We start from the raw sequence: 26,772 nt of genomic DNA, 5'->3' as shown, positions 1-26,772 counted from the left end.
TAGCGCGGGATAGATATACCGGTATAGTTATCCGCATGATCGAGCTGAAGACAGCCGCCGAGGTGGCGGCGATGCGCGAGGCGGGCCGGATCGTCGGCGAGGCGCTGGACCGGGTGCGGGCGGCCGCGGGCGTTGGGGTGACCCTGCTGGAGTTGGACGCGGTGGCGCGGGAGGTGTTGGCCGAGCACAAGGCGGGGTCGTCGTTCCTGGGGTACCAGCCGGGCTTCGCCGACAGCCCGTTCCCGGCGGTCCTGTGCACGTCGGTCAACGACGCCATCGTGCACGGCATCCCCACCGCCACCCCCCTGCGCGACGGCGACCTGCTCAGCATCGACTTCGGCGCCCACCTCAACGGCTGGCACGGCGACGCGGCCCGCTCCTTCGTGGTCGGCACCCCCGACCCGGCGGACCTGAAGCTGATCGAGACCGCGGAGCGGGCCTTGGCCGCCGCCATCGCCGCCGCCACCCCCGGCAACCGCCTCGGCGACATCGGCCACGCCATCGCGACCGTCGTCCGCGGCGCGGGCTACGGCATCCCCCCGGACTTCGGCGGCCACGGCATCGGCCGCGCCATGCACGAGTCGCCCTCGGTCCCCAACGAGGCCCGAGCCGGTCGCGGCATGCGACTACGCCCCGGCCTGGTGATCGCGATCGAACCCATGCTCCACGCGGGCGCCGACCCCTTCACCACCGACCCGGACGGCTGGACCCTGCGCACAGTGGACGGCAGCCGAGCCGCCCACGTCGAGAACACGGTGGCCATCACGGAGGACGGGCCGGTGGTGCTGACGACCCCGTAGACCTGTGGACAACTCACCCACGACCACCCGAAACGGTGCCGCGCCACAGCACACACCCGATGGCAGAAGTACGCCTTGACCAGCGAATCTTTATCGAACCCGCGCTGATCAGCCCCCGATATACAGCCTACCGGCGGACGCCGACAGAACGCCCGGAGCAGACCGCACCCTGTGGGCAACAGGCCGCAACCGCCCACGGGCCACTCCCCGCGAACAGCCCAGCCAGCACCCAGTCCGCCACAGGCCAGCAGACACCTGGACCAGCCACGGGCCACCGTCCAGCGGGCAACCGGGTCGGCCACCGCAGCCACCGGCGCGACTACCGGGTGACCGCCAGCCGGGTGTTACCGGCCGTTGCTGGCTGGCTGGGGGCACCGACGTGGTGGGTTGGTGCTTCAGGTCACGGCCGCGCGCTTGAGCACCATTGATCAGCCGATCCGGCGGGCTGTGGTTCGGCGGGGTCACGCCGCCGGATCGAAGGGGTGATGGGGGGCGTTCTCGGCTGTGCTCGGAGCAACGCGCGTGCGTAGCCTGCTCAGATGGCCGTCTTCATCTTCTCGCCGCAGTTGGGGGCAGTGCTCCGGGTGGTCGACACCGACAGCGCGGCTGACATGGCAAAGGCCGTGGGCAGGCTCGCCGCGTCGGGGTTGCCGCGTCTTATCAACATCGGTATGGAGAGCGCTATCGTCGTCAACTTCTCCCGCTGCGCCGCTGTCCGGTTCACCATTGAACCTCCCCGCACTGAACTGCCTGTCGTGAGCGTGCACTCCAGCAGTCTGTAGTCGCGAGCAGCCGTCCTATAGGCGTCCGGTCAGCTGCAGCAGCCACCGCCGCAACAGCCACCCCCAGCCTGGGGCGCACCTGCCCCGGCGCGGCCGGACAGGCCTGCCATGGTGAGGAGCTTGACGGTGTCGTTGTGGCCGTCGGGGCAGGGGGCGGGGTCGTTCGCGGCGATCATGGGGCGGTTGACGTCGTAGGTGGAGCCGCACTCGCGGCAGCGGAACTCGTAGGTGGGCACGGGGCCATTATCCTCACCGGCTGTAGTCGCGGAAGCCCTTCCCGGTTTTGCGGCCCAGGCGGCCCGCGGTGACCAGGTGTTCCAGCAGCGGGGCGGGCGCGTAGCCGGCTTCGTGGAACTCGTTGTAGAGGGTCCGCTCGATGGCCAGCGACACATCCAGGCCGACCACGTCGAGCAGTTCGAACGGGCCCATCGGCAGGCCGCAGCCGACCTTCATCGCCGTGTCGATGTCGTCGGCCTCGGCGTAGTGGGCCTCGAGCATCTTCACCGCGTCGTTGAGGTACGGGAACAGCAGGGCGTTGACGATGAACCCGGCGCGGTCGCCGCAGTGGACGGGGTGCTTGCCGATCTCCAGGCACACCGCGCGGGCGGTCGCGACGACGTCGGGTGCGGTGGCGATGGTGGCGACGACCTCGACCAGTTTCATGACCGGGGCGGGGTTGAAGAAGTGCAGCCCGATCACGTCACCGGGTCGCGCGGTCACTGCGGCGCACTCGATGACCGGCAGCGAGGACGTCGTGGTGGCCAGGACCGCGCCCGGCTTGACGACCTCGTCGAGCGCGGCGAACACGGCCCGCTTGACCGACAGCTCCTCGGCGACGGCCTCGATCACCAGATCACAGTCGGCCAGTTCGGCGAACTCGACCACGGGCGCGACCCGACCCAACACGGCATCGCGGTCCTCTTCGGATAGTCGCCCCTTGGTCACCTGACGCTCCAACGACTTGCGGACCTTGCCGACCGCCGCCTCAGCCTTCTCCGCCGACCTGGCGCGCAAGACGACGTCAAACCCCTTGCGGGCGAACACTTCCACGATCCCGGTGGCCATCGTCCCGGTGCCCACAACACCAACACGACGAACGCGACGCACCGACGCGACCTCCTCAGGCGAGGTCACCGGCACGTCAGGCACAACAGTGGGCGAATCCGGGGCCTCGTAAGTATAAAAGCCGCGCCCGCTCTTGCGACCGAGCAACCCCGCGGTGATCATCTGCTTGAGGATCGGCGTCGGCGCGTGCAAACGGTTGCGCGACTGCGCGTACATCGTCTCGAGGATCTCGAAAGCGGTGTCGAGGCCGATGAGGTCGAGCAGCGCCAACGGACCCATCGGGTAGCCGCAGCCGAAGCGCATGGCGGCGTCGAGGTCCTCGCGGGTGGCGTAGCGGGACTCGTACATCGCGACGGCGTGGTTGAGGTAGCCGAACAGCAGGGCGTTGGCGATGAACCCGGCCCGGTCGCCGATGACCACCGGCTCCTTGCCCAGCCGCCGCGCGAAGTCGACCACGTCGGTGACCACGTCCGGCTCGGTGACCACGGTGCGCACGACCTCGGTCAGCCGCTGGACCGGCGCCGGGTTGAAGAAGTGCAGCCCGACGACCTTGCCCGGGCGTCCGGCGTGGACGCTGATCTGGGTGATCGACAACGACGAGGTGTTCGACGCCAGCACGACCTCGGGGCGCACGATCCGGTCCAGCTCGGCGAACAGGCCCGCCTTGAGGTCGAGCGACTCGGGGATCGCCTCGATGACCAGGTCGGCGTCGGCGAGGTCGGTGAGCGCGGTGCTGTAGGTGATCAGGTCGAGCAGCCGCGCCCGGGCGTCCTCGGCGAGCTTGCCCTTGGCGACGGCGCGCCCGGTGGAGTACTCGACGTGGCCGCGGCCGCGCTCGATGCCAGCCGGGTCGACCTCGACGGCCACCACGCGGACCCCGCTGCGGGCGAGCACCTCGGCGATCCCGGCGCCCATGGTGCCCAGTCCGACCACGCCGACGACAGTGAATTCACGCGTCACAGCTACCTCCCGCGTTGCTACCTGCCGGTAACATCTTGCGCTGATGATGCCACGGGAAGGCTGTCGCACGACGTGAACTGCGCCACTGCACCGGTTCCGCGACGGGGGCGGAACCCGCCGACCAGCCCGTTGCCCATCATCGGTCACCCGGTTGGGCCAGGGGCCCGACCATCCACTTGGGACAGCTACCGCTTGGGCAACCTCGGGATGAGCGCCTTGGTCACTGCCTGCACCTTCGCGCAGAGGTCCTCACCCGCGGTGGCGTCGCCGTAGCGGCTCAGGTCGAGGGCGACCACCTCGGCGCGCTCCTTGTCGCCGGGGAAAGCCGCGTGCGCCCACTCCACGCGACAGCGCTTGCCATCGGCCTCGCCGCGCTGCTGGGCGGTGACGCCGTCGCCGAGGTTGACCGGGCTGCTCTTGGCCGCGTCGGCGATGTCGTCGGGGCGGGGGCCGATGCGGAAGGTGAGCATGAGCGACCTGCCGCCGCCGCTCCAGGAGCACACGTGCGCCCCGCTCGGCCGCTTGCGCGAGTCCGGGCCGACCGCGGCGGTGATGACCGCGTCCGAGACCAGCGTGCACGGCTCCAGCTCGACCAGCGTGTTGTCGGCGAGGTCCAGCCGCGGCGGGTCTTCGCGGATCTTGGCCAGCACCGACCGCAGCAGCGCCTCCCCCGGCGTGCACAGGTCGCCCTTGTCCCGGCGGCCCGCCTGCACGGTGATGCCGCGGTTGGGGTTCGTCTCGGTGACGGCGGTGAGGAAGCACGCCGTCTTGTCGTCCAATTCGGACTTGACGAACGGCAGCCCGTCGATCTCGGCGCCCGCCTCGGGCTGGCCGATGGTGGGCTCCCCGATGGACAGGTTGAGGTTGAGCTCCTTGCCGTCCTTGTCCTTCATGTAGTTCGAGCACTGCGAGTAGTCGCGCAGCCTGCTCTCCGCCGGTTGCCCGAGCGGCTTGAGCGCGGCGTCGTCCATGAGGCCGCACGGGTTGAGCCCGAGCAGCTTCTCCGGGTCGAACGCGTCGGTCGGCTTGGGCGTGGGCGCGCTGGTGCCGAGGCCGGAGGTGGCGGGCACCGTGCTGCGCGCGGTGCTCGACTTGGACAGATCCGCGCCACAGCCCGCGGCGAGCACCAGAACCGTGCCCGCCGCGACCAGTCGAAGTAATCCCCGCACGGGCCAACGGTAACCACCCGGTCCGCCGCGCGTGCGGGGAACCGCTCAGCCGGGCTCCTGTTCGGACTCCCGCTCGGGTTCGGTGGTGGGCACGGAAAGCGGTCGCACGCGCACCCAGAGTGCGAACAGCAAGGCCACGACCACCATCCCGATGCCCATCCACAGGTTCACGTTGACCCCGCCCGCCTTCTCCAGGTCGGCGTCGGTGGTGAACGCGATGCCCATCACGGTCAGCACGAACCCGTACACGGCGAACAGCAGCGCCAGCACCGTGCGCAGGTCGAACAGGCCCGCTGCCCTCTTCTCGCCCATGTCCCGCTCCTCACCAGAAGATGATGTTGAGGGCCAGCGTCAGCACCAGCACGCCGATGGCCAGCACCCCGGGCCTGCGGTACCAGCCCGCGTTCTCCCCGGTGTCGTCGTGGCGCAACCGGTCGCGCGGGGTCAGCGACCACACCAGCCCGACCAGCTCGGCGTCCGGCTTGGGCCGGGTCGCCAGCGACACCGCCACGCTGACCACGATGTCGACCACGAACGCGGCGCTGGCGGCCACGAAGCTGGCGCCCTGACCGGCCAGGTGCAGCACCTCGGCCCGGTTGAGCACGTCGACGGTGACCGCGGAGGCGGTGCCCGCGATCAGGCCGAGCCCACCGGCGAGCGGGGTCATCCGCTTCCAGAACATGCCGAGGATGAAGGTCGCGAACAGCGGCGCGTTGAAGAAGCCGAACAGGGTCTGCAGGTAGTCCATGATGTTGGTGAAGCTGCTGGCGATGAACGCGGTGCCGATCGCGATCACGCAGCCGACCACAGTCACGACCCGGCCGACCTTGAGGTAGTACTCGTCCGGCTTGTCCTTGCGGACGTAGGCCTGCCAGAGGTCGTAGGTGAAGACGGTGTTGAAGGAGCTGACGTTGGCCGCCATGCCCGCCATGAACGCGGCCAGCAGACCGGTGATCGCGATGCCGAGCATGCCGTTGGGCAGCAGGTCGCGGATCAGCAGCAGGATGGCGTTGTTGTAGGTGACGCCGGTGTCCTGGCCCTTCTTGAACTCGGCGAGTTCGGGCACCAGCACCGCGGCGATCATCCCGGGGATGACGATGATCAGCGCGATGAAGGTCTTCGGGTACGCGCCGATGAGCGGCGTCCGCCGGGCCGCGGACATGCTCTTGGCCGACATCGCCCGCTGGACCTCGGCGAAGTTCGTTGTCCAGTAACCGAAGGAGAGCACGAACCCCAGCCCGAACACGATCCCGAGCACGCTGAGCGTCGCGTCCCCGATCCCGGTCAGGTTCGTCCCCGGCCACGACGACAACTGCTCGCCCGCGGTCGCCGGGTCAGCCGCGGTGATCTTGTCGACCAACCCCTGCCAGCCGCCCACCTTGTGCAACCCGATGAACGTCAACGGCAGCATCATCGCGACGATGACGAAGAACTGCATGACCTCGTTGTAGACCGCGGCCGACAGACCGCCGAGCGAGGTGTACGCGAGCACGATCGCGGCCGCCACGACGACGCTGAGCCACAACGGCCAGCCGAGCAACAGGTTGACGACGGTGGCCAGCGCGAACAGGTTGACGCCCGCGATGAGCACCTGCGCGGTGGCGAAGCTGAGCCCGTTGACCAGGTGCGCGAACTTCCCGAACCGGCGCAACAGGAATTCGGGGACGCTGCGCACCTTCGAGCCGTAGTAGAACGGCATCATCACCAGACCGAGGAACACCATCGCCGGAATGGCACCGATCCAGTAGTAATGCATCGTCGGCAGGCCGTATTGGGCCCCGTTCGCCGTCATCCCGAAGATCTCGACCGCGCCGAGGTTCGCCGAGATGAACGCCAACCCGGTCACCCACGCGGGCAACGACCGGCCGGAGAGGAAGAAGTCCAAACTGCTCGAAACCGACCGCCGCGCCATCGCCCCGATCCCGAGGACGACGACGAAGTAAACGCCCAGCAGGACGTAGTCGATAGGAGCCGCGTCCAGCCGCAAGTCGGCATCCGCGAGAAGGTGCACGCCAACCACCACCCGTCACCTCGGTGTGATCACCCGGACAGCATGGACCCGCCCGGCCACGCCCGCATGACGAAGGTTCAACCAGTCCCTTTTGCCCGTTTCCGCTCGCGGTGATTTCCGCCCGCGTTACACCGCTCGGCGCGACCACGCGAACGGGCGACAGCGGGCCCGCCCGGGTAACACCGCTCCTGACCAGCCCGAATGCACAGGCACGACGAACCAGGAGATGAGCGCCGATGTCCGAGACCACTGGCCCCGTGCTGACCGTCGCCCCGCCCGTCGAGGCGAAGAAGCCGACGAAATCCCGGATCGCGACGGTGTGGGGCGTCAGCGTGATACTCGCCCTCATCGTCGGGATCGCGATTGGCACGAGCTCCCGTTCCACGCCGAAGTCGACGGACGGTTCCGCACTGATAGGCGTGGCGGGCGACGCCGCTGTTGTGGATGAGGTCGCGCCCCTCCCCCTTCCGACCCCGGCGGATTTCACCATCGCGATCATTGTTCTGGAGAAGGACTGCTTCGGGTCAGCGGGCTGCAGCATCGTGTATCGGATCAATCCCACCTATACCGGCGCGACTCCTTTGCCCACCGACAGAACTCTCACCGTCATCTACGAAGTCACCGGCGGCGAAGACGCCAAGATCGGCCACTTCACCATCACCGGCGGAACGGCGGCTTTCGACGAGAAGGAAGCCCTCGCGACCAAGTCGGCGAAGGCCGAACTGGTCGCGAAGGTGACCAGCGTGCAATGACCGCCCTATTCCCGCCAGGGACCGACCGGGTGCTCGTCGCGCGGTAGCCACAGGTGGGGCTGCAAGTGCGCAATACCTTGCGCGAACTCCTGCTCGTCGGGAAATCGGCCCTCGCGGTCTGGCCAAGTGACCTGTAGGAACGGCACCTCCGGGGTGGCGCGGTAGAAGCCCGAGGCCGTGCCGAAGAAGTCCTCGTGCCAGCTCGGGTCGACGGGCTTCAGCGTGACCAGGTAGTCGCCTTTGAGGGTTTCGGGCAGTTGGTCGCCCGGGGCGAGGGCCAGTCCGGCGGCCACCCGCTCACCGATGACGTTCAGGTGCGCGATCGAGGTTTCCACCGACAGCCCGAACACGGCGATCTCGGGTGAGCGGTAGCTGTGCCAGAGCCCGACGGTGAAGGCCCAGCCCGCGCTGATGTCGTCCGCCGGGATGGCCAGGACTCCCCAGCCCGGGTCGTCGAGGTGGCCGACGAGGTTCGTGTCGATGTCGTCGAGTTGGTCGCGGTCGCCGTAGTCGTGGCAGACCAGGCAGCGGCAGTCGGGGCGCATGGGGCGGGATGGTAACCGTCCACTGTGGTGGCGTTCCGGGCCGCTAGACCCGGGTCAGGCGGCGGATCGGGGTGGTGGCGACGAGGGCGATGGCGCAGCCGGTGCCCGCGATGGCGGCGACGAACAGCAGCGGGTGGATGCCGAACAGGGCGCTGGCCGGGCCCGCGAGGACCTGGCCGAGCGGGACGGCGAGGATGGAACCGGCGACCTCGTAGGCGGCGACCCGGTTGAGGCGGTCCTGCGGGATCTGGGTCTGCACGGTGGTCGCCCACTGCACGCCCCAGAACGCCCAGCCCAGGCCGCTGACCGCGTAGAGCGCGTACAGCAGCGGCACGGCGGGCACCAGTGCGGCACCGAGCGGCATCAGCGGGAACAAGAACATCGCGATCGCACCGCCGAACAACGGACGGGCCGGGCGGAGCTTGATTGCGATCAGACCGCCGACGATGCTCCCGGCACCAAAGGCGGCCTCCGCGTAGCCGAACGCGGCCGTGCCGTGCACCTCGATGATCGACGCCGCGCCCAGCGGGTGGATCGGGCCCCAGACCAGGACGCCGAGCACCCACCAGATCAGGATGACCGTCCACAGCCAGGACCTGGACCGGAACTCGTGCCAGCCCGCGCGCAGGTTCTGCCAGGTGGTGGCCGTGTCGGTGACCTCGAACCTGGGGAGCTTGAGCAGCAGCAGGCAGATCCCGCTGATCGCGAAGGTCGCCGCGTCGACCAGGAACGCCCAGGCGACCGTGGTGGTGGCGACCAAGACCCCGGCGAGGGCCGGACCGAGCATCGTTGCCAGGCCCTGGCTGATGCGCAGCACACCGTTGGCCTGCTGCGCATCAGTTGCGACCTGCGGCACCATGCTGGTCAACCCCGGCTGGAACATGGCCGTCGCGATCCCGCCGAGCAACGATGCGCCGACGATGAACCACAGCGGCGGGTGGCCGAGCCACAGGTACGCCGCGAGCCCCACCTGCACCGCGCAGCGGACCGCGTCGGCACCGATCATCAGCGGCAGCGGGTGGAACCGGTCGGCGAAGACCCCGCCGAACACGACGAACAGGGCGAAGGCCCCCATCCACGCGCCGAGCGCCAGCCCGACGCCGACGACCCCGTAGCCCAGGCCGAGGACGGCGACCGACATGGCGACCGGGATCATCATGTCGCCGAGCATCGAGACGATCCGCGCGGTGAAGTACAGCGCGAAGTTCGACGTCCACAGCCGCCGGGTTTCGGTGATGGTCACGGGTAAGGTCTATACCAATCGGACCCGGCGGGCACCACCCAGGTGGCCAACCGCCGGTCGTCGCGCACAATGCCCCGGTGACCACTCAGGACGCCGTCTCACCCCAGGGCCTCGCCGTGCGCGCCCGGCACCGCCGCAACCCCTACACGTACATGCTCGACGACACCCGGTTCGCCGAGGTGCTGCTGGCCGCGGGTCTGCGCCGCGCCGAGAGCATCGCGCTCGGGCACGGCACCGATGGTCCGCGGGGCCGCTACCCCAGGCCGTGCATGGCCTTCGTGATCCTCGACCCCACCGCCCACGCCTGGGAACCCGACCACGAAGCCGTCCTGGCCGCCCTCACCATCGGCGACGGCGCCCTCCCCTTCCTCCCCAACGCCGCCGCGAAAGCCTCCGGCCACCGCCGCACCCACCGCAACCACGGCGAAGCCGCCCTGGTCGACCACCACCTGCTGGGCACCGGCAACTTCCGCTACGGCCACTCCGCCAACGTCCGCGGCCTCATCATCGGCGCAAGCTCCCAAACCGCCGACCAAGACCTGTACGAAGCCGCCGCCCTAGCAACCGACCTCGTTGAGGCACTACTAACCCACCACCGCACCTGGGAACACCAGGTAGGCGCAGGCCGCTGGATCGGCGACCCGGACCCCCGCTTCCAAGCCATGGTCGACTTCTTCACGGACTGACCCGCGGGGTCAGTTCAAGATCGAACCGGGCTGAGCAGCCCCCAATACACAGCCTTCCAGACAGCACCGACGAAACCGGTGGACGAGCGGCTGTGGACAACGCCGGGGGTTGTGGACAATGAGCCAGAGGCGAAGTCGGCCAGCGTCAGAGCAGGGGGCCTGTCCGACGCGTGGTCCGTGCGCGAAGAGACGTCGCGGGAACACCTGGCGGTGGCCGGCCCGCTGGTGCGGATTGGCCCCGCGATCAGAACAGGCGGAACTCGTCCGACTCGATGCCGCGCAGGGTGTCGTAGTCGAGGGTCACGCAGCGGATGCCGCGGTCCTCGGCGAGCACCCGCGCCTGCGGCTTGATCAGCTGCGCCGCGAACACGCCGCGCACCGGGGCCAGCAAGGGGTCGCGGTTGAGCAGTTCCAGGTACCTGGTCAGCTGCTCCACCCCGTCGATCTCGCCGCGGCGCTTGATCTCGACGGCCACGGAGGCGCCGCCCGCGTCGCGGCACATGATGTCGACCGGGCCGATGGCGGTGGGGAACTCGCGGCGGACCAGGGTGTAGCCCTCGCCGAGGGTGGTGATGTGCTCGGCGAGGAGGACCTGCAGGTGCGCCTCGACGCCGTCCTTGACGAGGCCGGGTTCGGCACCGAGTTCGTGCGCCGAGTCGTGCATGACCTCGTCGAGGGTGATCACGAGCTTTTCGCCCGCCTTGTTCTGCACCGTCCACACGCCGGGCTCCTCGGTGAGCCAGCACGGCGGGGTCATCCAGTTCAACGGCTTGTAGGCGCGGTCGTCGGAGTGCACCGACAGCGAGCCGTCCGCCTTGACCAGCAACAGCCGGTTGGCCATCGGCAGGTGGGCGGTGAGCCGTCCGGCATAGTCGACCTGGCAGCGAGCGATCACTAGACGCACCCGGGCAGGTTAGCCCGTCCGGCGGGCACGGCAGGATCGACCCTGTGGAACGCCTCGACTCGACACAGGTCTATGCCAACGCCTGGATGACCGTCCGCGAAGACCGCATCCGCCGCCACGACGGCAGCCCCGGCATCTACGGGGTGATCGACAAACCGGACTACGCCCTGGTCATCCCGCTCGACGGCGAGCGGCTCATGCTGGTCGAGCAGTTCCGCTACCCGCTGGGCGCCCGCCGCTGGGAGTTCCCGCAGGGCACCGCGCCCGACCGCGCCGTCCTGCCGCCCGACCAGCTGGCCGCCCGCGAGCTGCGCGAGGAGACCGGCCTGCGCGCGGGCACCATGACCCGCATCGGCACCCTCGACGTCGCCGCAGGGATGTCCAGCCAGCGCGGCCACGTCTACCTCGCCACCGACCTCACCGAGGGCCCGCCGTCGCGCGAGCTCGAGGAGCAGGACATGCGCGCCGCCTGGTTCCCCCGCGCGACCTTCGAGGCGATGATCCGCTCCAACGACATCACCGACGCCCAGTCCGTCGCCGCCTACACGCAGCTGCTCCTGCACGAGCACCACCGCTAGGCCGTTCGGGGGGATCACCCCTGTCCCCGGACGCGATCGGGCGGCGAGCGGTAAGAACCCCAGGCGGGGACGACCTGGGAGGCACTGGATGGCGGCAGCGGACGTCGCGGAGCTGTTCGCGAAGTTGGGGCAGCTGTGGGAGGAGAGCGGCAGGCCCGCCCAGAAGGACTTGGCGGTCCGGTGCGATCTGTCGGAGGGTCAGGTCCGCGCGATCCTCGGTGGGACGGTGAAGAACGCGCCGTCGTGGGACGTGGTGCGGGCGGTGGTCCAAGCGTGCGCCGGACTCGCCACGACGCCGTCCTCGGTCACCACCGAACTCCCCTTCTGGCGGGACTTGCACGGTCGGGCCGAGGCAACGCCACCGCAGGCGACCTCCACCGACTGGACCGACCTGGTCCGCCTGCACCCGGCGTGGACGAAGGTCGCGGACGCGGGACCGGCGTTGGCGGGCGCGATGTCCACGGCAGAGCAACTGTTCGCGGCGCACAACCACGCCGAGCACGCGTTGGCGGGCGATCCGTGGCGCGACGAGGCGTTCCCGAAGCGGATGACCGACCGGGTCGCCGCGTTGATCGCCACGATCAGGGAGCACGAGCCGCTGGAGTTCTCGCCCCTGGAGGCGGCGCTGCTGTCGTTGGCGCCGCTCGTGCACCAGACCCGCACGGCCAGGGCGGCGGCCTCGCTCACCCACGTCGACCCCACGGACCTCTCGACGACGGGCGACAAGGCGCGCGAGTCGTACGAACGGCACCTGGACGGTCAGCAGGAACGCCGGTTGGTGGCCAGGGCCGCGCAACGCGACCTGGGTGACCGCCAGGCGGCCGCGGAGGAGATCGGCTGGTGGCTGTTCCACCGCTGGGTCGAGACCCACCCCCTCCCCCCGACCACGATCACCCTCGACGACCCGCAAACCCGCAAGGTCCTCATCGACGTCCTCGACCGCATGACCCGCCTGCTCCGCCTCTCCCCCGGCGACCTCGGCAACCCCGCCCGGCTGGACCTGCGGCCCAAAACCAGCCACCTCGGCGGCGTCGTCGTCCGTGAGCGCTTGCTGGGCCTGCTCGTGGCGGTCGCCCACTGCCTTGCCGTGGAGCCGATCACGTTGTCGCCGGTGGTAGTGGAGCACTTGGGCGTGCCCAACCCGGTCGACCTGGGCGCGCTGCGGACCACGCTCGACTACCTGAGCTGGGAACCGGTGCACATCGGCGTCGGCATGGTCGCGGAGTGCCACCACGAGGCGGTCATGGAGGCGTTGCGCGACCACGTGTCCCGCGCGGACGCGGTGTTCGCCGCGATCCACGCGGTCGCCCAGGACGACGCCCACCTGCAGCCCCTGCTCCACCTCCCCGCCCGAGCCTCCGCCGACCGCGTCGAACCCGCCTCGACCGACGGCGTGCCCGCGTTCACGGTCCCGGTCACCCGCTTCCGCCTCGACGAAACCCGCGTCCGCGAACTCCTCATGGGCCAACAGCTTTATGGCGACCAATCGCTGGCCATCCGGGAGCTGTACCAGAACGCACTGGACGCCTGCCGCTACCGCCAAGCCCGGCAGGAGTACTTGGACCGGCCGTGGACGGGCAACATCACTTTCGAGCAGGGCGTGGACGAGCAGGGCAGGAATTACTTGCGCTGCACCGACAACGGCATTGGGATGGGCGACCAGGAACTGCGGGAAGTCTTCTCGCAGGCGGGAATCCGGTTCGCTGATCGGCCGGAGTTCTTGGAGGAACAGGCGGAGTGGGCTGAGCGCGACATCCACCTCTACCCCAACAGCCGCTTCGGCATCGGCGTCTTGAGCTACTTCATGCTGGCGGACGAGATCGAGGTGACCACCTGCCGCATGGACCGGCACGGGGGTCGGCCCGGGCCGCAATGGCACGTGCGGATCGTGGGGCCGGGGCACCTGTTCCGCATCACCGTGGCTGAGGAGCACGGCGCGCAACCCGGTACCAGTGTCACCTTGTACTTGCGTGATGGGGCCGAGGCTCCGTCCTGTGTGGACGTGTTGGACCGACTCCTGGGGATCGCTGAGTTCACCACAACCGCCGAACACGACGGAGTCGCCCTCCTGTGGGAACCATACACCTTTCGGAGTCGGACAGGGTATTTCGAGCCGTTCCGAAACGAGATCCAAGCCGGGGGTGAGCTCATTTACGGCACGCAGCGCCCCGAGGGTCAGGTAGTGTGGTGCAATTCTGGCGGCGGCCTGCTTGTCGATGGCCTGCATGCCCGCCCGCAGAAACAGAGCGGCATGATGAGTTCGCACGCATTCAGCGCAAGCGTCCAAGGCGCGTTGGTGAACCTCACCCGATCGTGGACACCCAAGCTCACAGTCGACCGCACCACGGTGCTTGACGATGTTTCCCAGCGCGTCGAACAACTCCTGACGGAGTCGACAACAAGCTTGCTATCTACGACTACCGACTTTTTGTCCCACACTTGGCTGAACTCCGTAGCAATGATGCAGCCTCGCGTAGCGGACATCATCACCACATCCGCCATTGAGATGGGTATGCACATCCAGTCCGCGCAAGGCCCACGAAACATCGCCGCAACCGGCTTCTTCCCCGCAGATCAACACTTGCTTACACCGAGATCCGAAGACTCCGACAATCTGCTGGGATTCAGAAGGAGGCATTTCTCTTCCTGGATTCTACTGTGGCGCCTACTTGCCCACTACACCGAACTACTCCCAGAACGCTGGGCGAAGCCCGTTCGCCCAGCACTACCAACAGACTGCGCATTGCTCGAAAGCTTGTCTTCAGAAGACGGATACGCAATCGAATCCGTTCGACTGCCGGTGGGTAGAATCGCACAATCCGCTGGCAAAACCGGAATGAGCGTTCGATTAACCGCGTCTCGACTGACGATACTCGGCTATCAGGTCGACAGCATCGATGCTTTGCCGGACGAGGAGGAAGTCAATACGATGGACTACCTCTTTCTAAGTACGAGCGGGCGAGGCGTCCCGCCGTGGCTGGACGCCTCGGAAGTCGTCCCGAGCGGCCACATCGCACTCTGTTCCCGCCGTACAAGAGTTTCACCGCAGGTAGTGGTGAAACGACTCTCGGCGTACTCTTTTGCAATCCAGCGCCAATCCTCCATCCAATTCTACCTGGAAACGGACCTGCTGATCCTCAGCAGGAACCTCAACCGGTCGACCCCCTGGTTGGACGACGATAAAGTTGCGCCCTCCCACGTGGCGAAAGCTGCCGAATTACTCAAGCTTCCCGCACAGCAGGTACAAGACAGACTCAGCGCTCTCGGGTATCAGATCGACACTGCCGACCACGAGGCCCACACATCAGTGGAATGCAAGGTCAACCCTCCCGACGCCACTGCTGAACAGTTCCAACAAGTCGCAGGCACGATTCCCGATCAATCATGGAGTTCAACAGATCTCGCGTGGGCATGCATTCAAGTCGCGTTCACCATAAGCACTTCGCTCGCCGACGTGATCCACTGGGCCCACGAGAAATGCCTCTCAACCCCAGCGTTGCCCTTGCCGCTGCATGTGCCGAGCAAACTCGATGCACACATCTTCCAGTTCAAGCGAAGCTGCGAGATCATCCTCACCCAGGGGCGAGCTCCCAGGTATCTCCTCGCCAACCGAGATCGCATTGGATTCGCGGTCGAAGACCGCTTGGACGAGCTGGGAATCCGGCGCGAGGCAGTCCGAGCGGATCAGGAAAACGCCGAACTGCTGAAGGAGTTCGACAGCGGCCGCGAGTACGACCCGGACCAGCGGATTCCGATCAGGCAGGTGCTCGGGCACGCCCTGGCCAGGCGGATACCGGTCGCCGAGGTCGCGCGCCGGTTGGCGGAGCTCGACTACGAGGTGGAGCCCGTGGACGAGGCGATCTCGCGGTTGATGGAGCGGGTGCCGCGGCTGGATGGCTAGGGTCGGGGTATGTCCGACTACCAGCACATCCTGGTCACCCGCGATGGCGAGCTCGTGCGGATCACCATGAACCGGCCCGAGCGCAGGAACGCGTTGTCCGCCGAGCACCTGGCGGAGCTGCTGGCGGCGTTCTGCGTGGCCGGGACGTCCGATGCCAAGGGGATTGTGTTGGCTGGGGCGGGGCCGGTGTTCTCCGCAGGGCATGACTTCGCGGACGTCGCTGCGCGGGACCTTCTAGGGGTAAGAGGGCTGCTCAGGCTCTGCACCGAGCTCATGCGGACCATCCAGACCGTGCCGCAGGTGGTTGTCGCAAGAGTGCACGGGTTGGCCACGGCGGCGGGGTGTCAGTTGGTGGCTACCTGCGACCTGGCCATCGCGGCGGAGTCGGCGGGGTTTGCGCTGCCGGGAGGTAAGGGCGGGTGGTTCTGCCATACGCCTGCGGTGCCCGTGGCTCGGACGGTAGGGCGGAAGCGGCTGATGGAGCTAACGCTGACCGGCGACGTCATCAGCGCCAGGACAGCGGAAGAGTGGGGGCTCGTCAATCGGGCTGTGCCGGATGACGAGCTGGACAACGCGGTGGATGACTTGATGCGCCGCGCTACCCGGGGTAGCGCGGCGTCCAAGGCGTTGGGCAAACAGACGATCTATGCACAGTTGGATCGGCCTGAGCAAGACGCCTATGCGCTAGCCATCGAGGTGATGGCTAGCGCGTCCCAGCTCAAGGGAGCTAAGGAGGGGATGGCGGCCTTCTTGGAGAAGCGCCCGCCATCCTGGCCAGACTAAGAAGAACGTGCGCGGCGGGCACCCTCGCCCCGCCGCGCACGTCCTAACCGGTCCGCCCCCCTCTTACGGCAGGGTGTCCAGGAACGGCGCCACCGTGTTGGCGAACGCGTACCCGTTGGAGGCGTCCCAGTTGATCGACCAGGTCATCGCACCCCGGATGGTCGGGTAGGTCGTCGACGGCTTGAACGTCCCGCAGTTGGTGCCGCGGGCGAGGCAGTTCAGCGCGTTGTTGACGTTGGTCGGCGACTGGTAGCCACCACCGGCACCCGACGGCGACGCGGGCAGGCCGAGGCCGACCTGGTCGGCGCGCAGGCCGCCCTGCAGCTGGATGCAGGCGAGCGCGGTCAGGAAGTTGACCGTGCCCTGCGAGTAGACCTGCTGGTCGCAGCCGAGCATCGTGCCGGAGTTGTAGTACTGCATGTTCCAGATGGTCAGGATGTCCTTGACCGCCAGCGCCAGCTGGAAGTACTGCTGACCGGTCGACTGGCCGTCGATGGTCTGCGGGGCGAAGGTGATGATCTTGCCGCCGCCGTTGTAGATGGTGCGCAGCGCCGGGCCCATGTACGTCGCGCTGACGCCGTTCTCCAGGTCGATGTCGACGCCGTCGAAGCCGTAGGTGCGGATCAGCTCGATCACGCTGTTGGCGAACGCGGTGGCCGAGGTGGTGTCACCGGCCCAGATGGTGCCCTTCTCGCCACCGACGGAGATGATGACCTTCTGGCCGCGGCCCTGGACGGTCTTGATGTCGGCCTTGAACTGCTCGATCGTGTAGCCGCCGAGCTTCTGCGACAGGACCGGGTCGAGGTTGAACTCGACCCTGCCGCGCACAGCGGGTACCGCGTCGGCGAAGGACACCGCGATGATGTCGTAGGTGGTCGGCACCTGCGCGATGGTCAGGGGCTTGGCACCGTTGTCGAAGTTGTGCCAGTAGCCGGTCAGCACGTGCTTAGGCAGCGGCACGTTCGGGTTCGGCGTCGTGGTGGTCGTGGTCGTAGTAGGCGGCGTCGTGGTCGTAGTGGTGGTCGACGTCGTCGTAGTGGTCGTGCTGGTCGTGGTGGTGGTCGACGACGTGGGACGCGTCGTCGTGGTGGTCGTGGTGGAGGTCGGCGGGGTGCCCGGACCGTCGAGGCTCACGTCGTCGGCGAGGTAGGCGGGCTGGCCGTACCACCCGTGCACGTAGACGGTCACCGAGCGGGTGTTCGCGCCGGTGCTGAAGCTGGTCGACAGCTGCACCCAGGAACCGCCGGTGGGGTTCCAGGTGCTGACGTCCGTGGTGCCGGTCCCCGAGGCGCCGAGGTAGACGTAGGAGCCCTTGACCCAGGCGGTCAGGGTGTAGCGCGAGCTCGGGTTGACCGTGACGGTCTGCGAGCAACGGGCGTTGTCCGAGCCGGCTGGCGCGGCGGTGAGCGCGTAGCTGCCGGTGCGCTTGTCGGTGGAGGTGACGGAGCCGCCGCCGGAACAGGTCCACCCGGAGAGGCTGCCCGCCTCGAACCCGGGGTTGGCGACGAGGTTGGCCGCGGACGCGTTGCCCGCGAAGGCCAGGACCAGGCCTACGGTGACCGACAGAGCGGACAGCAGGGCGACGATCGCACGCCGAGCGTGGGACGTCATGGCTGCCTCCCAAGGGGCATGTGCAGGTGCAGGGTGATCGAGACCACCTCAAAATGGACTAGACCATTGCACGCTGTCAACCCCCGGGTCGACGAACGGTAGCCCCTGCGCGACCCTCTCCCGCCCCCCGGCCAATCAGCCCAACAACAGCGCGTGACCAGCGTATGCCGCACGGCGGACACCGTCGTCCACGCTCCCGATCGTCCACATGGGACTCTTGTGGTGAGTCGACCACTGTGGACGTGATCTCGGCTGTGATCGCTTGTTCCCAGGGCATTGATCAACCCCGGTCCGAACGGGACTATGCCCGCCTTCCTTTCACCCGGTTCAGCGACAGAAGTTATCCACATGTGGATCTTCGGGGTGCCGCTTTCAAGATCCACTGCCAGTGGGGCCTAGTAGACTGGCCCTGGGGCCGCCCCCCGGAGAGGGTGGGGGCTGCGCCCCGGACCCGCGCGCGGGGGCAGTGGGGTGAGGCGGGGTCTTAGGCCACCGGGGGTGGTGGGTGGGGGCTGTACCGCCGGGGCGGAGGGCGGGTCTTGAACCACCGTGGCGGTCAGCGGAGGCTGCGCCCCGGGACCCGCGCGCGGGGGCAGCGGGGTGAGGCAGGGTCTTAGGCCGCGAAGGTGGTGGGCGAAGGCTGTACCGCCGAGAGCGGGGGCGGGTCTTGAGCCACTGGGGCGGTCAGCGGAGATTGTGCTGCCGGGGGCTGCGCCGCCGGGGGTGGTGGGGCGGGGGTTGCGGCCTCGGACCTGCGCGCGGGGGACTTGGGATACGGGCAGCGCTTCGAGTGGGGCGCGAGGGGTGGGAGCCCGGTGGCTGTCGTTGGGGTTCGGGTGAGGGCTATGCGGGCAGCGGGCACGGGGGTGGGGTATCGCTCGGGTTCGGGTGAGGGCGGAGCGCTGTGGAGCTACTTGGGGTCCGAGGGGTGGAGTGTCGCTGTAGCTCTAAGGCGGGGCGAGGGGGTGTGAGCTCCTCGGCTGTTGGCGGGGAGAGTGCGCGGCCGGGGACCCGTGTGTGGGTGCAGTGTCGCTGGGGCCTTGGGGCAATGGGGGTCTTCGACTGTCTGCGAGTAGTGGAGGTTGCGCGCCTAGGCCCGCGCGAGGGGGCGCGGTTGAGCCGCGTGAGTGGGCGTGTGGGAGCTCATCGACTATCGGCGGGGTTCCCGAGTGAAGGTGGCGTGCCTCGGACCCGCGCGTGAGAGGGCGCGGCCGTAGTCGGCAAGGAGCGTGGGCACTCTTCGGCCATCGGCGGGGTTCCGGGTGAAGGTTGCGCGCTCGGACCGCGCGCATGAGAGGCGGGTTGCTGGGGGGTTCAAGGCGGGGGGCGTGGTGGACGGATGTGGGACATAAGGCGGGGCGAAGCGGGCTGTGGGGAAGCGGGGGCGTAGGTGGGCTGGCATCGGGGCTTGGGGGGCGCTGTGGTTGGGGGTGAGCGCGGTATGAGGGGCGTGGGGGACGCACGGCATCGGGGGGTGGGGGCGGCGGGGGCTAGTGAGCAGCTGGCGTGGGGGCAGGGGCGTGGGGTGATGAGACTGGTGGGGGCCAGGTGATGGCAAAGGAAGGCTGTCATCACTTCGGACGACGGGGGAGCTCGACTGTTGGGGGAGTTGGGTGGGGGTGGGGTGTGTTGTGATGTCCGGGTGGTCAAGGAGTGGAGTGGGCGACTGGCGCAGATTGCGTTCGTCTATCTGCTTGGGGTGGTTTTGTATGCGGTGGACGCGCCTGGGTTGGCAGATGCGGGGGTTTTGAAGGCCCCTATGTGGGTGCGGTACGCGGCGCTTGGGGGGTTGTGTTTGTTGCAGCTTGCTAAGCACCGGGCACCCGCGGTGGGGCTTGCGGCCGGGTTGCCCTTCTTGGGCTTGGACATCGCGATGGGGTTGACGCTGCCGGTTGCGTTGGCGTTTGGGGATTTGATCTATCTGGCCGTGCTGTACGGGTCTCGGCGGGCCAGTAATGCGGTGATCGTGGTCTTGTGGTGCTACGTCGGGGTCGCTGTGGTGGCCGCGCTGTTGGTGGCTGACTCGTTGCGGGTGGCGCTGCTGATCATCCTGACCGCCTGTCCGTTGCCCGCCATGCCCGCGTGGTGGGCGCTCAACGTGCGCCAGCAGCGGGAGATCGCTGACGTTGAGCGGGCGCGGGCGGATCAGTTGGCGCGGATCGCCGAGCTTGATCGGGAAGCGGCGATCCATGCTGAGCGGGCGAGCATGGCTCGTGACCTGCACGACGTCATCGCCGGGCACCTTTCGGCGATCGCGATCCAGTCCGAGGCGCTGCTCACCATGCGCGACGGCGACCCGGAGCGGACCAGGATGGTGCTGCGGTCGGTGCGGGAGAACAGCGTGTCGTCGCTGACGGAGATGCGGGCGATGATCGGTCTGTTGCGGTCGCAGGACGGGCAAGAGGCGTTCACCTCGCCTGCGCGGCTCCGCGAGTTCGACAGGCTTGTTCGGTCGGCGGACGCGGCAGGGCTAACTGTCGATGTGTCGGTCGAGGACATAGAGGATCTTCCGGCAGCGGTAGACCTGTCTGCGTACAGGATCGTGCAGGAGTCGTTGACCAATGCCGTGAAGCATGCGCCGGGGGCGACTGTGCTGCTGCGTATCGGCCGGTCAGCCGGGAACCTGGTGGTGGAAGTGATCAGCGATAAGCCCGCCGCGGCCGCCAACCCCTCTGGGACCGGCCTGCTGGGAATGTCTGAACGAGCCGAAGCGGTCCGCGGCAGCCTTACCGCGGGCCCGGTGGAAGGTGGGTGGCGCGTGCGTGCCGAGCTCCCGGTGGAGGAAGCGTGACGATCAGGGTCTTGCTGGCCGATGACCACTCCGCGATCCGCACGGGGCTGGCGATGATCCTCGACGGCGCGCCGGACATAGAGGTGGTGGCTGAGGCTGGTGATGGTGCCTCCGCTGTGCGCAAGGCGACTGCCTTGCGGCCGGATGTGGTGCTTATGGATGTCCGCATGCCGGAGGTCGACGGCATAGAGGCCACGCGGCGTCTGGTCTCTGCGGGTGTATGCGCCGTGTTGGTCCTAACGACCTTTGACATGGACTCTTACGTCTATGGCGCTCTACGTGCAGGTGCGTCGGGCTTCTTGTTGAAGTCGGTAGACGCGCCTCGGCTCCTTGACGCAATCCGCGTGGTGGCTGCCGGGGATGGCGTGATCGAACCCAGCGTCACCCGCCGTCTGATCCACGCGTTCGCGGCGGCTCAACCACGCGAGACAGTCCCACCGCCGGGCTTGGACCAGCTGACTGATCGGGAGTCGGAGGTCTTGGTCTGCGTCGGTGAGGGGCTGTCCAACCAGCAGATCGCCCGACGGCTCGGTATTGGGGAGACCACGGTGAAGACGCACGTGTCCCGGGTTCTCACCAAGCTCGACCTTCGCTCTCGAGTCCAAGCGGCGGTGCTCGCGCAAGAGGCCGGGCTCGTCAACTAACGCGGTATGTCGACGGCGATCTCGCCGCCGTGCGGTAGGTCCATCCCGTCTCCGCTCCAGAAGCGACCAGGGTCGTAGGCATGTGGACGTTCGCCGGTGGGGAGTAGACCCATGGCTTCCATGGTGACCGCGACGACCTCGGCGCAATAGGCGCTCTCAAGCTCAGCCGGGCGGGGTTTCTGCCACCGCATGCGCGGGACGCGCCCCTTGGCCCAACGGCCCGCAAGTCGGGCTGTAGAGGGGAACGGGGTGCCGTCCAGCCGGGCGATGGTGCGCAGGATGGCGTCCTCCTGCTCGCGGCTGACCGGCCCCGGTAGCTGCCTCAGCCAGGCCTGCTGTCCGTACTTAGTGGCCCACACGACCACGGCGTCCTTGAGGTCGTGCAGTTGCACGCCGCGCTGGTGGGTGCCGGTCCAGCGGTCCGGGAGCGAGCGGCCAAGCTCCGCGTGCCACATCAGCGGGGGCAGGTCGTCGAGGACTACAGCGAGGCCGACGTGGTTCACCGGGGAGTTGGTCAAGGTCTGGATCGCCCGGTCAGCGGGCTTGCGACCGCGGAACAGCCACAGGTCACCAGTGCGGGTCGACGCCACTGCCTCGTCGAGCGTGAGAGAGCCCATACCCCAAACCCTAGTGGCGCGACCCAGAACGTCGACCATGTCTCGACCCGCCTACGACGCGCCTGGCCGCGTTGCCGAAACGACCAAGTACACCCAGTACGAGGACGTTCCGGCGCCTTGCCAGCCACGCCGTGGACCCGCCGATACACGGCCGACGCCCTGAGTCGAGCCACTAGGTAACCTCGGCGCATGCGACACGTTTGGAAGTTCCTAGGCCTCGCTGGGCTGGTGGGGGTAGCCGCCACCGGTGCGGTCATCGCCCGGTCGGAACGCCAGCGCCGCGCCTACACCCCGGACGAGATCCGTGACCGTCTTCGCGAACGGATGGCAGAGGCGGACACGCCGAAGGGGCAGGAAGCCTAAGAAGCGAAGGTGCGCCGGTAGGTCGACGGCGTGGTGCCGAACTCGGCGCGCATGCGGCGACGGAGGTTGGCTGGTGTGCCGAGCCCACTACGAGTCGCGACGCGCTCGACAGAGAGGGGCGTCGTCTCCAGCAGCAATTGAGCCAACCTGAGGCGTTGAAGCAAGAGCCAACGGCCAGGGGTGTCGCCCACCGCAGCGACGAACGCGCGGTGGAAGGCACGCGGGCTCATCTGGGTCCGGGCAGCGAGTTCGGGAACGCCGATGGGATCGCTCAGCGCTGATAGAGCCCAATCGATGGTGGTGGCGATGTCGCCGCGATCCGGACGGGCAGGGACGGGAGCATCCACGTACTGCGCTTGACCGCCTTGCCGGACAGCGGGCATGACCAGCCTGCGCGCGAGGGTGTTGGCCACGCGGATGCCTAGGTCACGGCGCACGAGGTGTAGGCACAGGTCGAGGCCGCCTACGACGCCCGCGGAGGTCAGAAGGCCGTCGTGCTCGGTGTAGAGGACGTCCCGCTCGACGGTGGTGGTCGGGTAGGCGCTGGCGAGCTCGTCCAGCAGCGCCCAGTGGGTCGTGGCGCGGCGGCCGTCGAGCAGACCGGCCGCGGCCAGGGTGAAGGCGCCGGAGCAGAGGGCCGCGACGGTCACGCCCTCGGCGTGGACCGCGCGCAGGGCCACGCGGACCGTGGCGGGCACGTCGGCGCGCGGGTCGGCCCGACCCAGGACGACGACCAGATCGCAGCCCGTGAGCCCCGTGAGGCCGTGCGACGGGGTCACCGAGCCCGCCGGGTGCAGCTCGACCGGGCGCTTGGCCGGGCCGCAGAGCCGGACCTCGAACGGCCCGACCTCGTGCGGGGTGCGGTCGACCGACCAGACCTCGTTGACGACCGCGAAGTCGAACACGCGGGTGCCCGGCAGCAGGAGGACGCCGATCGTGCGCATGGCAGGAAAGTATCGCATCGCGCCTTTCCTGCACCTCCCGCCCGCGGCCGGGACCCGGCACGGTTGACCCCATGACCGCACTCATCCTGATCGACGTCCAGCGCGGCTTCGACGATCCGCGCCTGGGCAACCGCAACAACCCCGCCGCCGAGAGCAACATCAAGGTCCTGATCGACGCTTGGGCGGCGGCAGGACAACCGCTCGTGCTGGTGCGGCACGACTCTCTTATCGCGGACTCACCGTTGGAGCAGGGCACCGACGGAGCCCGCTTTAAGCCGGAACTGGACGGCGCGGAGCCGGACCTGATGTTCACCAAGCACGTCAATTCGGCCTTCCACGGCGCGGTCGACCTCAACAGCTGGCTCACCGGTAAGGGCATCAACCGGATCGTGCTGGCGGGGATCCAGACCAACATGTGCGTCGAGACCACCGCGCGCGTTGGCGGCAACCTCGGCTACGAGGTGCACGTGGCGTTGGACGCGACCTACACCTTTGACCTCACCGGCCCCGACGGCGACGTTCAGACCGCCGACGAGCTCAGCCGAGCGACCGCCACCAACCTCCACGGGGGCGGGTTCGCGACGGTCAGCAGCACGCAGGCAGTGCTGTCTCTGCTGTCTTAGCTCGGTTAGACCGGTAGGTCGTGGGCTTCCCGCACAACACGGACGATCTCGGCCATGATCTGGGTCATCTCGTAGTCCTTCGGCGTGAAGACCCGCGCGACCCCGCTCGCTAGCAGGGTTGTGGCGTCCTCGGGCGGGATGATCCCGCCCACCACAACTGGGATGTCGCCAGCGCCCGCGGCTCGTAGGCCCTCGACGACCGCGGGCACGGCATCTAGATGCGATCCGGACAGGATCGACAGCCCCACCACGTGCACGCCCTCTTGCACTGCCGCGGACACGATCTGGTCCGCGGTCAACCTGATGCCTTGGTAGACGACCTCAAAGCCGGTATCACGGGCGCGCACGGCGATCTGCTCAGCACCGTTGGAGTGCCCGTCAAGGCCGGGCTTGCCGACCAGCATGCGCAGCCGCTCCCCCAGCTCCTCACCGGTGGCCTTGACCCACTCGCGAACCTTGGCCAACTCAGCGCCCGCCTCCCCCACTGCGGAGGCTCCCGAGACGCCGGTAGGTGCGCGGTACTCGCCGAACACCTCGCGCAGGGCGGCTGCCCACTCTCCGGTAGTGACACCTGCCCTAGCGCAGGAGAGGGTGGCGGCCATCAGGTTCGCGTCTGTCTTTGCTGCCGCGCGAAGGACTTCCAGGGAGTCCTGAACGGCCGTGTCGTCCCGGGAAGCACGCCAGGCTGCGATAGCGGCGACGGCTTCACGCTCGGCGATAGGGTCAACGGTCTCGATGGCCTTGGCGCCTTCAGCCTGCAGCGGGCTCGGTTCGGTGGTGTCGAACCGGTTTACGCCAACGATTACCTCTTCGCCTACCTCGATCCGGCGGCGCCTCTCGGCTAGAGACCCGACCATCTGGGTCTTCATGTAACCGCTCTCGACAGCGGCAACTGCGCCACCCATGGCCTGAACGCGGTCAATCTCGGCGCGCGCACCGGTGAGGATCTCGTCGACCTTCGCTTGGATGACCGGTGAGCCGTCGAAGATGTCCTCGTACTCCAGTAGGTCCGTCTCGAAGGCAAGTACTTGTTGCATGCGCAGCGCCCACTGCTGGTCCCACGGACGCGGTAGGCCCAACGCCTCGTTCCACGCGGGTAGTTGGATCGCGCGCGCCCTTGCCTTACGCGACAAGGACACCGCGAGCATCTCCAGCACGATCCGCTGGACGTTGTTCTCCGGCTGCGCCTCGGTGAGACCGAGCGAGTTGACCTGAACGCCATAGCGGAACCGACGTTGCTTAGCGTCCGCGATGCCATAGCGGTCGCGGCAGATCTCATCCCAGAGATCGGTGAAGGCACGCATCTTGCACATCTCTTCGATGAACCGCACCCCGGCGTTGACGAAGAACGAGATCCGCGCGACAACGTCGCCGAACTCCTCTTGCGGTACCTGGCCAGAGTCGCGAACCGCGTCAAGAACCGCGATCGCCGTGCACATCGAGTATGCGACCTCTTGCACCGGGGTCGCCCCAACCTCCTGCAGGTGGTAGCTGCAGATGTTGATGGGGTTCCACTTAGGCACCTTGGCGACGGTGAAGGCCACCATGTCGGTGATCAGGCGCAGGCTAGGGCCGGGCGGGAAGACGTAGGTGCCCCGGGAGAGGTACTCCTTGATGATGTCGTTCTGCGTGGTCCCGGCCATCCGCACGACGACTTCATGCCAGTCGGTGCCTTCGGCCTCGGCCTGCTCTTGGGCGACGGTGACATAGAGGGCGAGCAGCCACATGGCTGTCGCATTAATCGTCATCGATGTGTTCGCCGCGCCCAGCGGGATCCCCCCGAAGAGGGTCCGCATGTCACCAAGGTGGTTCACCGGGACGCCGACCTTGCCGACCTCACCGCGCGCCAGCTCGTGATCGGGGTCGTAGCCGGTCTGCGTAGGCAGGTCGAAGGCCACTGAGAGGCCGGTCTGCCCCTTGGCCAGGTTGCGCCGGTAGAGCTCGTTGGACTTAGCGGCGGAGGAGTGGCCCGCGTAGGTCCGCATGACCCACGGCCGGTCGCGCTCGCGATCAGAGGGATACGGCACCGGTTAGCCTCCGTTCACTTTGAACCGAGCGTACTGGCCGGTAACCATCATCGCGCGTGGACTTGCTCACACGCGCGATGATGGGGGCATGGATCTGCCCGCCCCGTTCCTCCTGCTGGTCGCCCTCCTCGTCATAGGGCTACTCGGCCTGGTCCTGCGCTGGGCGTTCCACTCCCCCGACCCCCACCGCGACTACGGCCTGCTCCGCCAGGTCGCCAAGGCACCCACCCCTACCGCGGCCAAGGCAGTCGAAGACCAACTCCGTCGCGCAGGCGTCAAATCGACCACCGTCCCTACCGAGGACGGGGACGCCTACCGCATCCTCGTTTTCCCTGCCGACGAGCGCGCGGCGATCGACCTACTGCTCAACTCTTGAGCGCCTAACGCTCCCCGCCCGGCTGCCACAGCACGTCCCCGCCCGGGTTCGCGACCCGCGACAGCACAAAAAGCAGGTCCGACAGCCGGTTCAAGTACTTGGCGGCCAAGGCGTTCGTCGTCGACGCCTCTACCTCCACCAGCCCCCAAGCCCCCCGCTCCGCCCGCCGCGTCACCGTTCGCGCCACGTGCAGCAGGGCCGCGCCCGGCGTCCCCCCGGGCAGGATGAACGAGGTCAGCTTCCCCACCCGCTCGTTGAACGAGTCGATCTGCCCCTCCAGCCGGGTCACGTAGTCCTCGGTGATGCGCAGCGGCGGGTAGGGCGGGTCGGGCACGATCGGGGTGCACAGGTCCGCGCCGACGTCGAACAGGTCGTTCTGCACTGAGCGCAGCGCGGCGGTGATGTCCTCCGGCAGGGCGCCGAGGGCGATGGCGACGCCGATGGCCGAGTTGGCCTCGTCGACGTCGGCGTAGGCGGTGAGGCGGGGGGAGGTCTTGGGGACTCGGGTGCCGTCGCCGAGGGCGGTGGTGCCGTTGTCGCCGACCTTGGTGTACACGCGGTTGATGCGGACCGACATGGGGTCGAGCCTAGACCGCC

General features: G+C 68.1%; 25 protein-coding genes. 12 read left to right on the top strand and 13 right to left on the bottom strand.

Annotated elements, in window-relative coordinates; all coding sequences use genetic code 11:
• Positions 1-35 precede the first annotated feature (35 nt).
• Both map and LV75_RS06900 read left to right on the top strand, forming a co-directional pair.
• Complete coding sequence (map, locus tag LV75_RS06905) at positions 36-800, top strand: type I methionyl aminopeptidase (RefSeq protein WP_253885883.1); 765 nt, start codon at positions 36-38, stop codon at positions 798-800.
• Between the two features lie 539 nt (positions 801-1,339).
• On the top strand, positions 1,340-1,582 hold the full coding sequence (locus tag LV75_RS06900) for a hypothetical protein (RefSeq protein WP_253885882.1): 243 nt from the start codon (positions 1,340-1,342) through the stop codon (positions 1,580-1,582).
• Between the two features lie 29 nt (positions 1,583-1,611).
• Here the strand turns inward: LV75_RS06900 and LV75_RS06895 are convergent, their stop codons facing one another.
• The 5 genes from LV75_RS06895 to LV75_RS06875 form a co-directional block, all read right to left on the bottom strand.
• Positions 1,612-1,818, bottom strand: a complete 207-nt coding sequence (locus LV75_RS06895; protein ID WP_253885880.1) for an FmdB family zinc ribbon protein — start codon at positions 1,816-1,818, stop codon at positions 1,612-1,614.
• A gap of 13 nt (positions 1,819-1,831) precedes the next feature.
• Positions 1,832-3,607: a 3-hydroxyacyl-CoA dehydrogenase family protein gene (locus LV75_RS06890; RefSeq protein ID WP_253885879.1), complete on the bottom strand. Its 1,776-nt coding sequence runs from the start codon at positions 3,605-3,607 to the stop codon at positions 1,832-1,834.
• Positions 3,608-3,792: 185 nt separating this feature from the next.
• Complete coding sequence (locus LV75_RS06885; protein WP_253885878.1) at positions 3,793-4,776, bottom strand: DUF3558 domain-containing protein; 984 nt, start codon at positions 4,774-4,776, stop codon at positions 3,793-3,795.
• A gap of 45 nt (positions 4,777-4,821) precedes the next feature.
• Entirely contained in the window at positions 4,822-5,088 is a 267-nt protein-coding gene (locus LV75_RS06880; protein WP_253885876.1) for a hypothetical protein, read from the bottom strand.
• 10 nt (positions 5,089-5,098) lie between these two features.
• Positions 5,099-6,787, bottom strand: coding sequence for a sodium:solute symporter family protein (locus LV75_RS06875; RefSeq protein ID WP_253885875.1), 1,689 nt, complete (start codon positions 6,785-6,787; stop codon positions 5,099-5,101).
• Positions 6,788-7,023: 236 nt separating this feature from the next.
• Here LV75_RS06875 and LV75_RS06870 point away from each other — a divergent pair, with 236 nt between their 5' ends.
• Positions 7,024-7,539: a hypothetical protein gene (locus LV75_RS06870; protein ID WP_253885873.1), complete on the top strand. Its 516-nt coding sequence runs from the start codon at positions 7,024-7,026 to the stop codon at positions 7,537-7,539.
• A 5-nt stretch (positions 7,540-7,544) separates the two neighbouring features.
• Here the strand turns inward: LV75_RS06870 and LV75_RS06865 are convergent, their stop codons facing one another.
• Both LV75_RS06865 and LV75_RS06860 read right to left on the bottom strand, forming a co-directional pair.
• A complete protein-coding gene (locus tag LV75_RS06865) occupies positions 7,545-8,084 on the bottom strand; it encodes a DUF4262 domain-containing protein (protein ID WP_253885871.1) in 540 nt (179 codons plus the stop codon).
• Positions 8,085-8,127: 43 nt separating this feature from the next.
• Positions 8,128-9,327, bottom strand: a complete 1,200-nt coding sequence (locus LV75_RS06860; protein WP_253885869.1) for an MFS transporter — start codon at positions 9,325-9,327, stop codon at positions 8,128-8,130.
• A gap of 77 nt (positions 9,328-9,404) precedes the next feature.
• Here LV75_RS06860 and LV75_RS06855 point away from each other — a divergent pair, with 77 nt between their 5' ends.
• A complete protein-coding gene (locus tag LV75_RS06855; RefSeq protein ID WP_253885868.1) occupies positions 9,405-10,013 on the top strand; it encodes a hypothetical protein in 609 nt (202 codons plus the stop codon).
• A 244-nt stretch (positions 10,014-10,257) separates the two neighbouring features.
• Here the strand turns inward: LV75_RS06855 and nucS are convergent, their stop codons facing one another.
• A complete protein-coding gene (gene nucS / locus LV75_RS06850; RefSeq protein WP_253885867.1) occupies positions 10,258-10,917 on the bottom strand; it encodes an endonuclease NucS in 660 nt (219 codons plus the stop codon).
• Positions 10,918-10,952: 35 nt separating this feature from the next.
• On the opposite strand from nucS, the gene LV75_RS06845 reads away from it, so the two are divergent.
• The 3 genes from LV75_RS06845 (at position 10,953) to LV75_RS06835 (ending at position 16,179) form a co-directional block, all read left to right on the top strand.
• On the top strand, positions 10,953-11,495 hold the full coding sequence (locus LV75_RS06845; RefSeq protein ID WP_253885991.1) for an NUDIX domain-containing protein: 543 nt from the start codon (positions 10,953-10,955) through the stop codon (positions 11,493-11,495).
• 88 nt (positions 11,496-11,583) lie between these two features.
• On the top strand, positions 11,584-15,396 hold the full coding sequence (locus tag LV75_RS06840; RefSeq protein WP_253885866.1) for a wHTH domain-containing protein: 3,813 nt from the start codon (positions 11,584-11,586) through the stop codon (positions 15,394-15,396).
• A gap of 9 nt (positions 15,397-15,405) precedes the next feature.
• Positions 15,406-16,179, top strand: a complete 774-nt coding sequence (locus LV75_RS06835) for an enoyl-CoA hydratase-related protein (RefSeq protein WP_253885864.1) — start codon at positions 15,406-15,408, stop codon at positions 16,177-16,179.
• Positions 16,180-16,242: 63 nt separating this feature from the next.
• Here the strand turns inward: LV75_RS06835 and LV75_RS06830 are convergent, their stop codons facing one another.
• Positions 16,243-17,790 (bottom strand): chitinase, encoded by a 1,548-nt coding sequence (locus LV75_RS06830; RefSeq protein ID WP_253885862.1) that lies wholly within the window; start codon positions 17,788-17,790, stop codon positions 16,243-16,245.
• Positions 17,791-19,432: 1,642 nt separating this feature from the next.
• Between LV75_RS06830 and LV75_RS06825 the strand changes: the two genes are divergently transcribed.
• A complete protein-coding gene (locus tag LV75_RS06825; protein ID WP_253885861.1) occupies positions 19,433-20,581 on the top strand; it encodes a sensor histidine kinase in 1,149 nt (382 codons plus the stop codon).
• Positions 20,578-21,225, top strand: coding sequence for a response regulator (locus LV75_RS06820; protein WP_308210879.1), 648 nt, complete (start codon positions 20,578-20,580; stop codon positions 21,223-21,225). The genes LV75_RS06825 and LV75_RS06820 overlap by 4 nt, the downstream gene beginning before the upstream one ends.
• Here the strand turns inward: LV75_RS06820 and LV75_RS06815 are convergent.
• Positions 21,222-21,842, bottom strand: a complete 621-nt coding sequence (locus tag LV75_RS06815; protein ID WP_253885860.1) for a hypothetical protein — start codon at positions 21,840-21,842, stop codon at positions 21,222-21,224. The genes LV75_RS06820 and LV75_RS06815 overlap by 4 nt on opposite strands.
• A gap of 189 nt (positions 21,843-22,031) precedes the next feature.
• Here LV75_RS06815 and LV75_RS06810 point away from each other — a divergent pair, with 189 nt between their 5' ends.
• The gene (locus LV75_RS06810; protein ID WP_253885858.1) at positions 22,032-22,205 is read left to right on the top strand and encodes a hypothetical protein; all 174 of its coding nucleotides are present in this window, start codon (positions 22,032-22,034) and stop codon (positions 22,203-22,205) included.
• On the opposite strand, the gene LV75_RS06805 is transcribed toward LV75_RS06810, so the two are convergent.
• Positions 22,202-23,149: a GlxA family transcriptional regulator gene (locus LV75_RS06805; protein WP_253885857.1), complete on the bottom strand. Its 948-nt coding sequence runs from the start codon at positions 23,147-23,149 to the stop codon at positions 22,202-22,204. The genes LV75_RS06810 and LV75_RS06805 overlap by 4 nt on opposite strands.
• A 71-nt stretch (positions 23,150-23,220) precedes the next feature.
• Here LV75_RS06805 and LV75_RS06800 point away from each other — a divergent pair, with 71 nt between their 5' ends.
• Positions 23,221-23,772: a cysteine hydrolase family protein gene (locus LV75_RS06800; protein WP_253885856.1), complete on the top strand. Its 552-nt coding sequence runs from the start codon at positions 23,221-23,223 to the stop codon at positions 23,770-23,772.
• Between the two features lie 5 nt (positions 23,773-23,777).
• On the opposite strand, the gene LV75_RS06795 is transcribed toward LV75_RS06800, so the two are convergent.
• The gene (locus LV75_RS06795) at positions 23,778-25,799 is read right to left on the bottom strand and encodes an ethylmalonyl-CoA mutase (RefSeq protein ID WP_253885855.1); all 2,022 of its coding nucleotides are present in this window, start codon (positions 25,797-25,799) and stop codon (positions 23,778-23,780) included.
• Positions 25,800-25,887: 88 nt separating this feature from the next.
• On the opposite strand from LV75_RS06795, the gene LV75_RS06790 reads away from it, so the two are divergent.
• Positions 25,888-26,175, top strand: coding sequence for a hypothetical protein (locus LV75_RS06790; protein WP_253885853.1), 288 nt, complete (start codon positions 25,888-25,890; stop codon positions 26,173-26,175).
• Between the two features lie 4 nt (positions 26,176-26,179).
• Here LV75_RS06790 and LV75_RS06785 read toward each other — a convergent pair whose 3' ends face one another.
• Positions 26,180-26,752 carry a cob(I)yrinic acid a,c-diamide adenosyltransferase gene (locus LV75_RS06785; protein ID WP_253885851.1) on the bottom strand — a complete coding sequence of 191 codons (573 nt, stop codon included), beginning with the start codon at positions 26,750-26,752 and terminating at the stop codon, positions 26,180-26,182.
• Positions 26,753-26,772 lie beyond the last annotated feature (20 nt).

Origin of the sequence: Actinokineospora diospyrosa (genome assembly GCF_024171925.1) — a bacterium.
Classification (GTDB): Bacteria; Actinomycetota; Actinomycetes; order Mycobacteriales; family Pseudonocardiaceae; genus Actinokineospora; species Actinokineospora diospyrosa.
The sequence above is the reverse complement of the archived record's forward strand: the minus strand, read 5'-3'. Positions and strand labels throughout refer to the sequence as shown.

Excerpts from the sequence above, each read along its gene's own strand:
- map (WP_253885883.1), top strand. The coding sequence starts at position 36 with ATGATCGAGCTGAAGACAGCCGCCGAGGTGGCGGCGATGCGCGAGGCG.
- LV75_RS06900 (WP_253885882.1), top strand. The coding sequence starts at position 1,340 with ATGGCCGTCTTCATCTTCTCGCCGCAGTTGGGGGCAGTGCTCCGGGTG.
- LV75_RS06880 (WP_253885876.1), bottom strand. The coding sequence starts at position 5,088 with ATGGGCGAGAAGAGGGCAGCGGGCCTGTTCGACCTGCGCACGGTGCTG.
- LV75_RS06870 (WP_253885873.1), top strand. The coding sequence starts at position 7,024 with ATGTCCGAGACCACTGGCCCCGTGCTGACCGTCGCCCCGCCCGTCGAG.
- LV75_RS06865 (WP_253885871.1), bottom strand. The coding sequence starts at position 8,084 with ATGCGCCCCGACTGCCGCTGCCTGGTCTGCCACGACTACGGCGACCGC.
- LV75_RS06840 (WP_253885866.1), top strand. The coding sequence starts at position 11,584 with ATGGCGGCAGCGGACGTCGCGGAGCTGTTCGCGAAGTTGGGGCAGCTG.
- LV75_RS06835 (WP_253885864.1), top strand. The coding sequence starts at position 15,406 with ATGTCCGACTACCAGCACATCCTGGTCACCCGCGATGGCGAGCTCGTG.
- LV75_RS06830 (WP_253885862.1), bottom strand. The coding sequence starts at position 17,790 with ATGACGTCCCACGCTCGGCGTGCGATCGTCGCCCTGCTGTCCGCTCTG.
- LV75_RS06815 (WP_253885860.1), bottom strand. The coding sequence starts at position 21,842 with ATGGGCTCTCTCACGCTCGACGAGGCAGTGGCGTCGACCCGCACTGGT.
- LV75_RS06810 (WP_253885858.1), top strand. The coding sequence starts at position 22,032 with ATGCGACACGTTTGGAAGTTCCTAGGCCTCGCTGGGCTGGTGGGGGTA.
- LV75_RS06805 (WP_253885857.1), bottom strand. The coding sequence starts at position 23,149 with ATGCGCACGATCGGCGTCCTCCTGCTGCCGGGCACCCGCGTGTTCGAC.
- LV75_RS06800 (WP_253885856.1), top strand. The coding sequence starts at position 23,221 with ATGACCGCACTCATCCTGATCGACGTCCAGCGCGGCTTCGACGATCCG.
- LV75_RS06790 (WP_253885853.1), top strand. The coding sequence starts at position 25,888 with ATGGATCTGCCCGCCCCGTTCCTCCTGCTGGTCGCCCTCCTCGTCATA.
- LV75_RS06785 (WP_253885851.1), bottom strand. The coding sequence starts at position 26,752 with ATGTCGGTCCGCATCAACCGCGTGTACACCAAGGTCGGCGACAACGGC.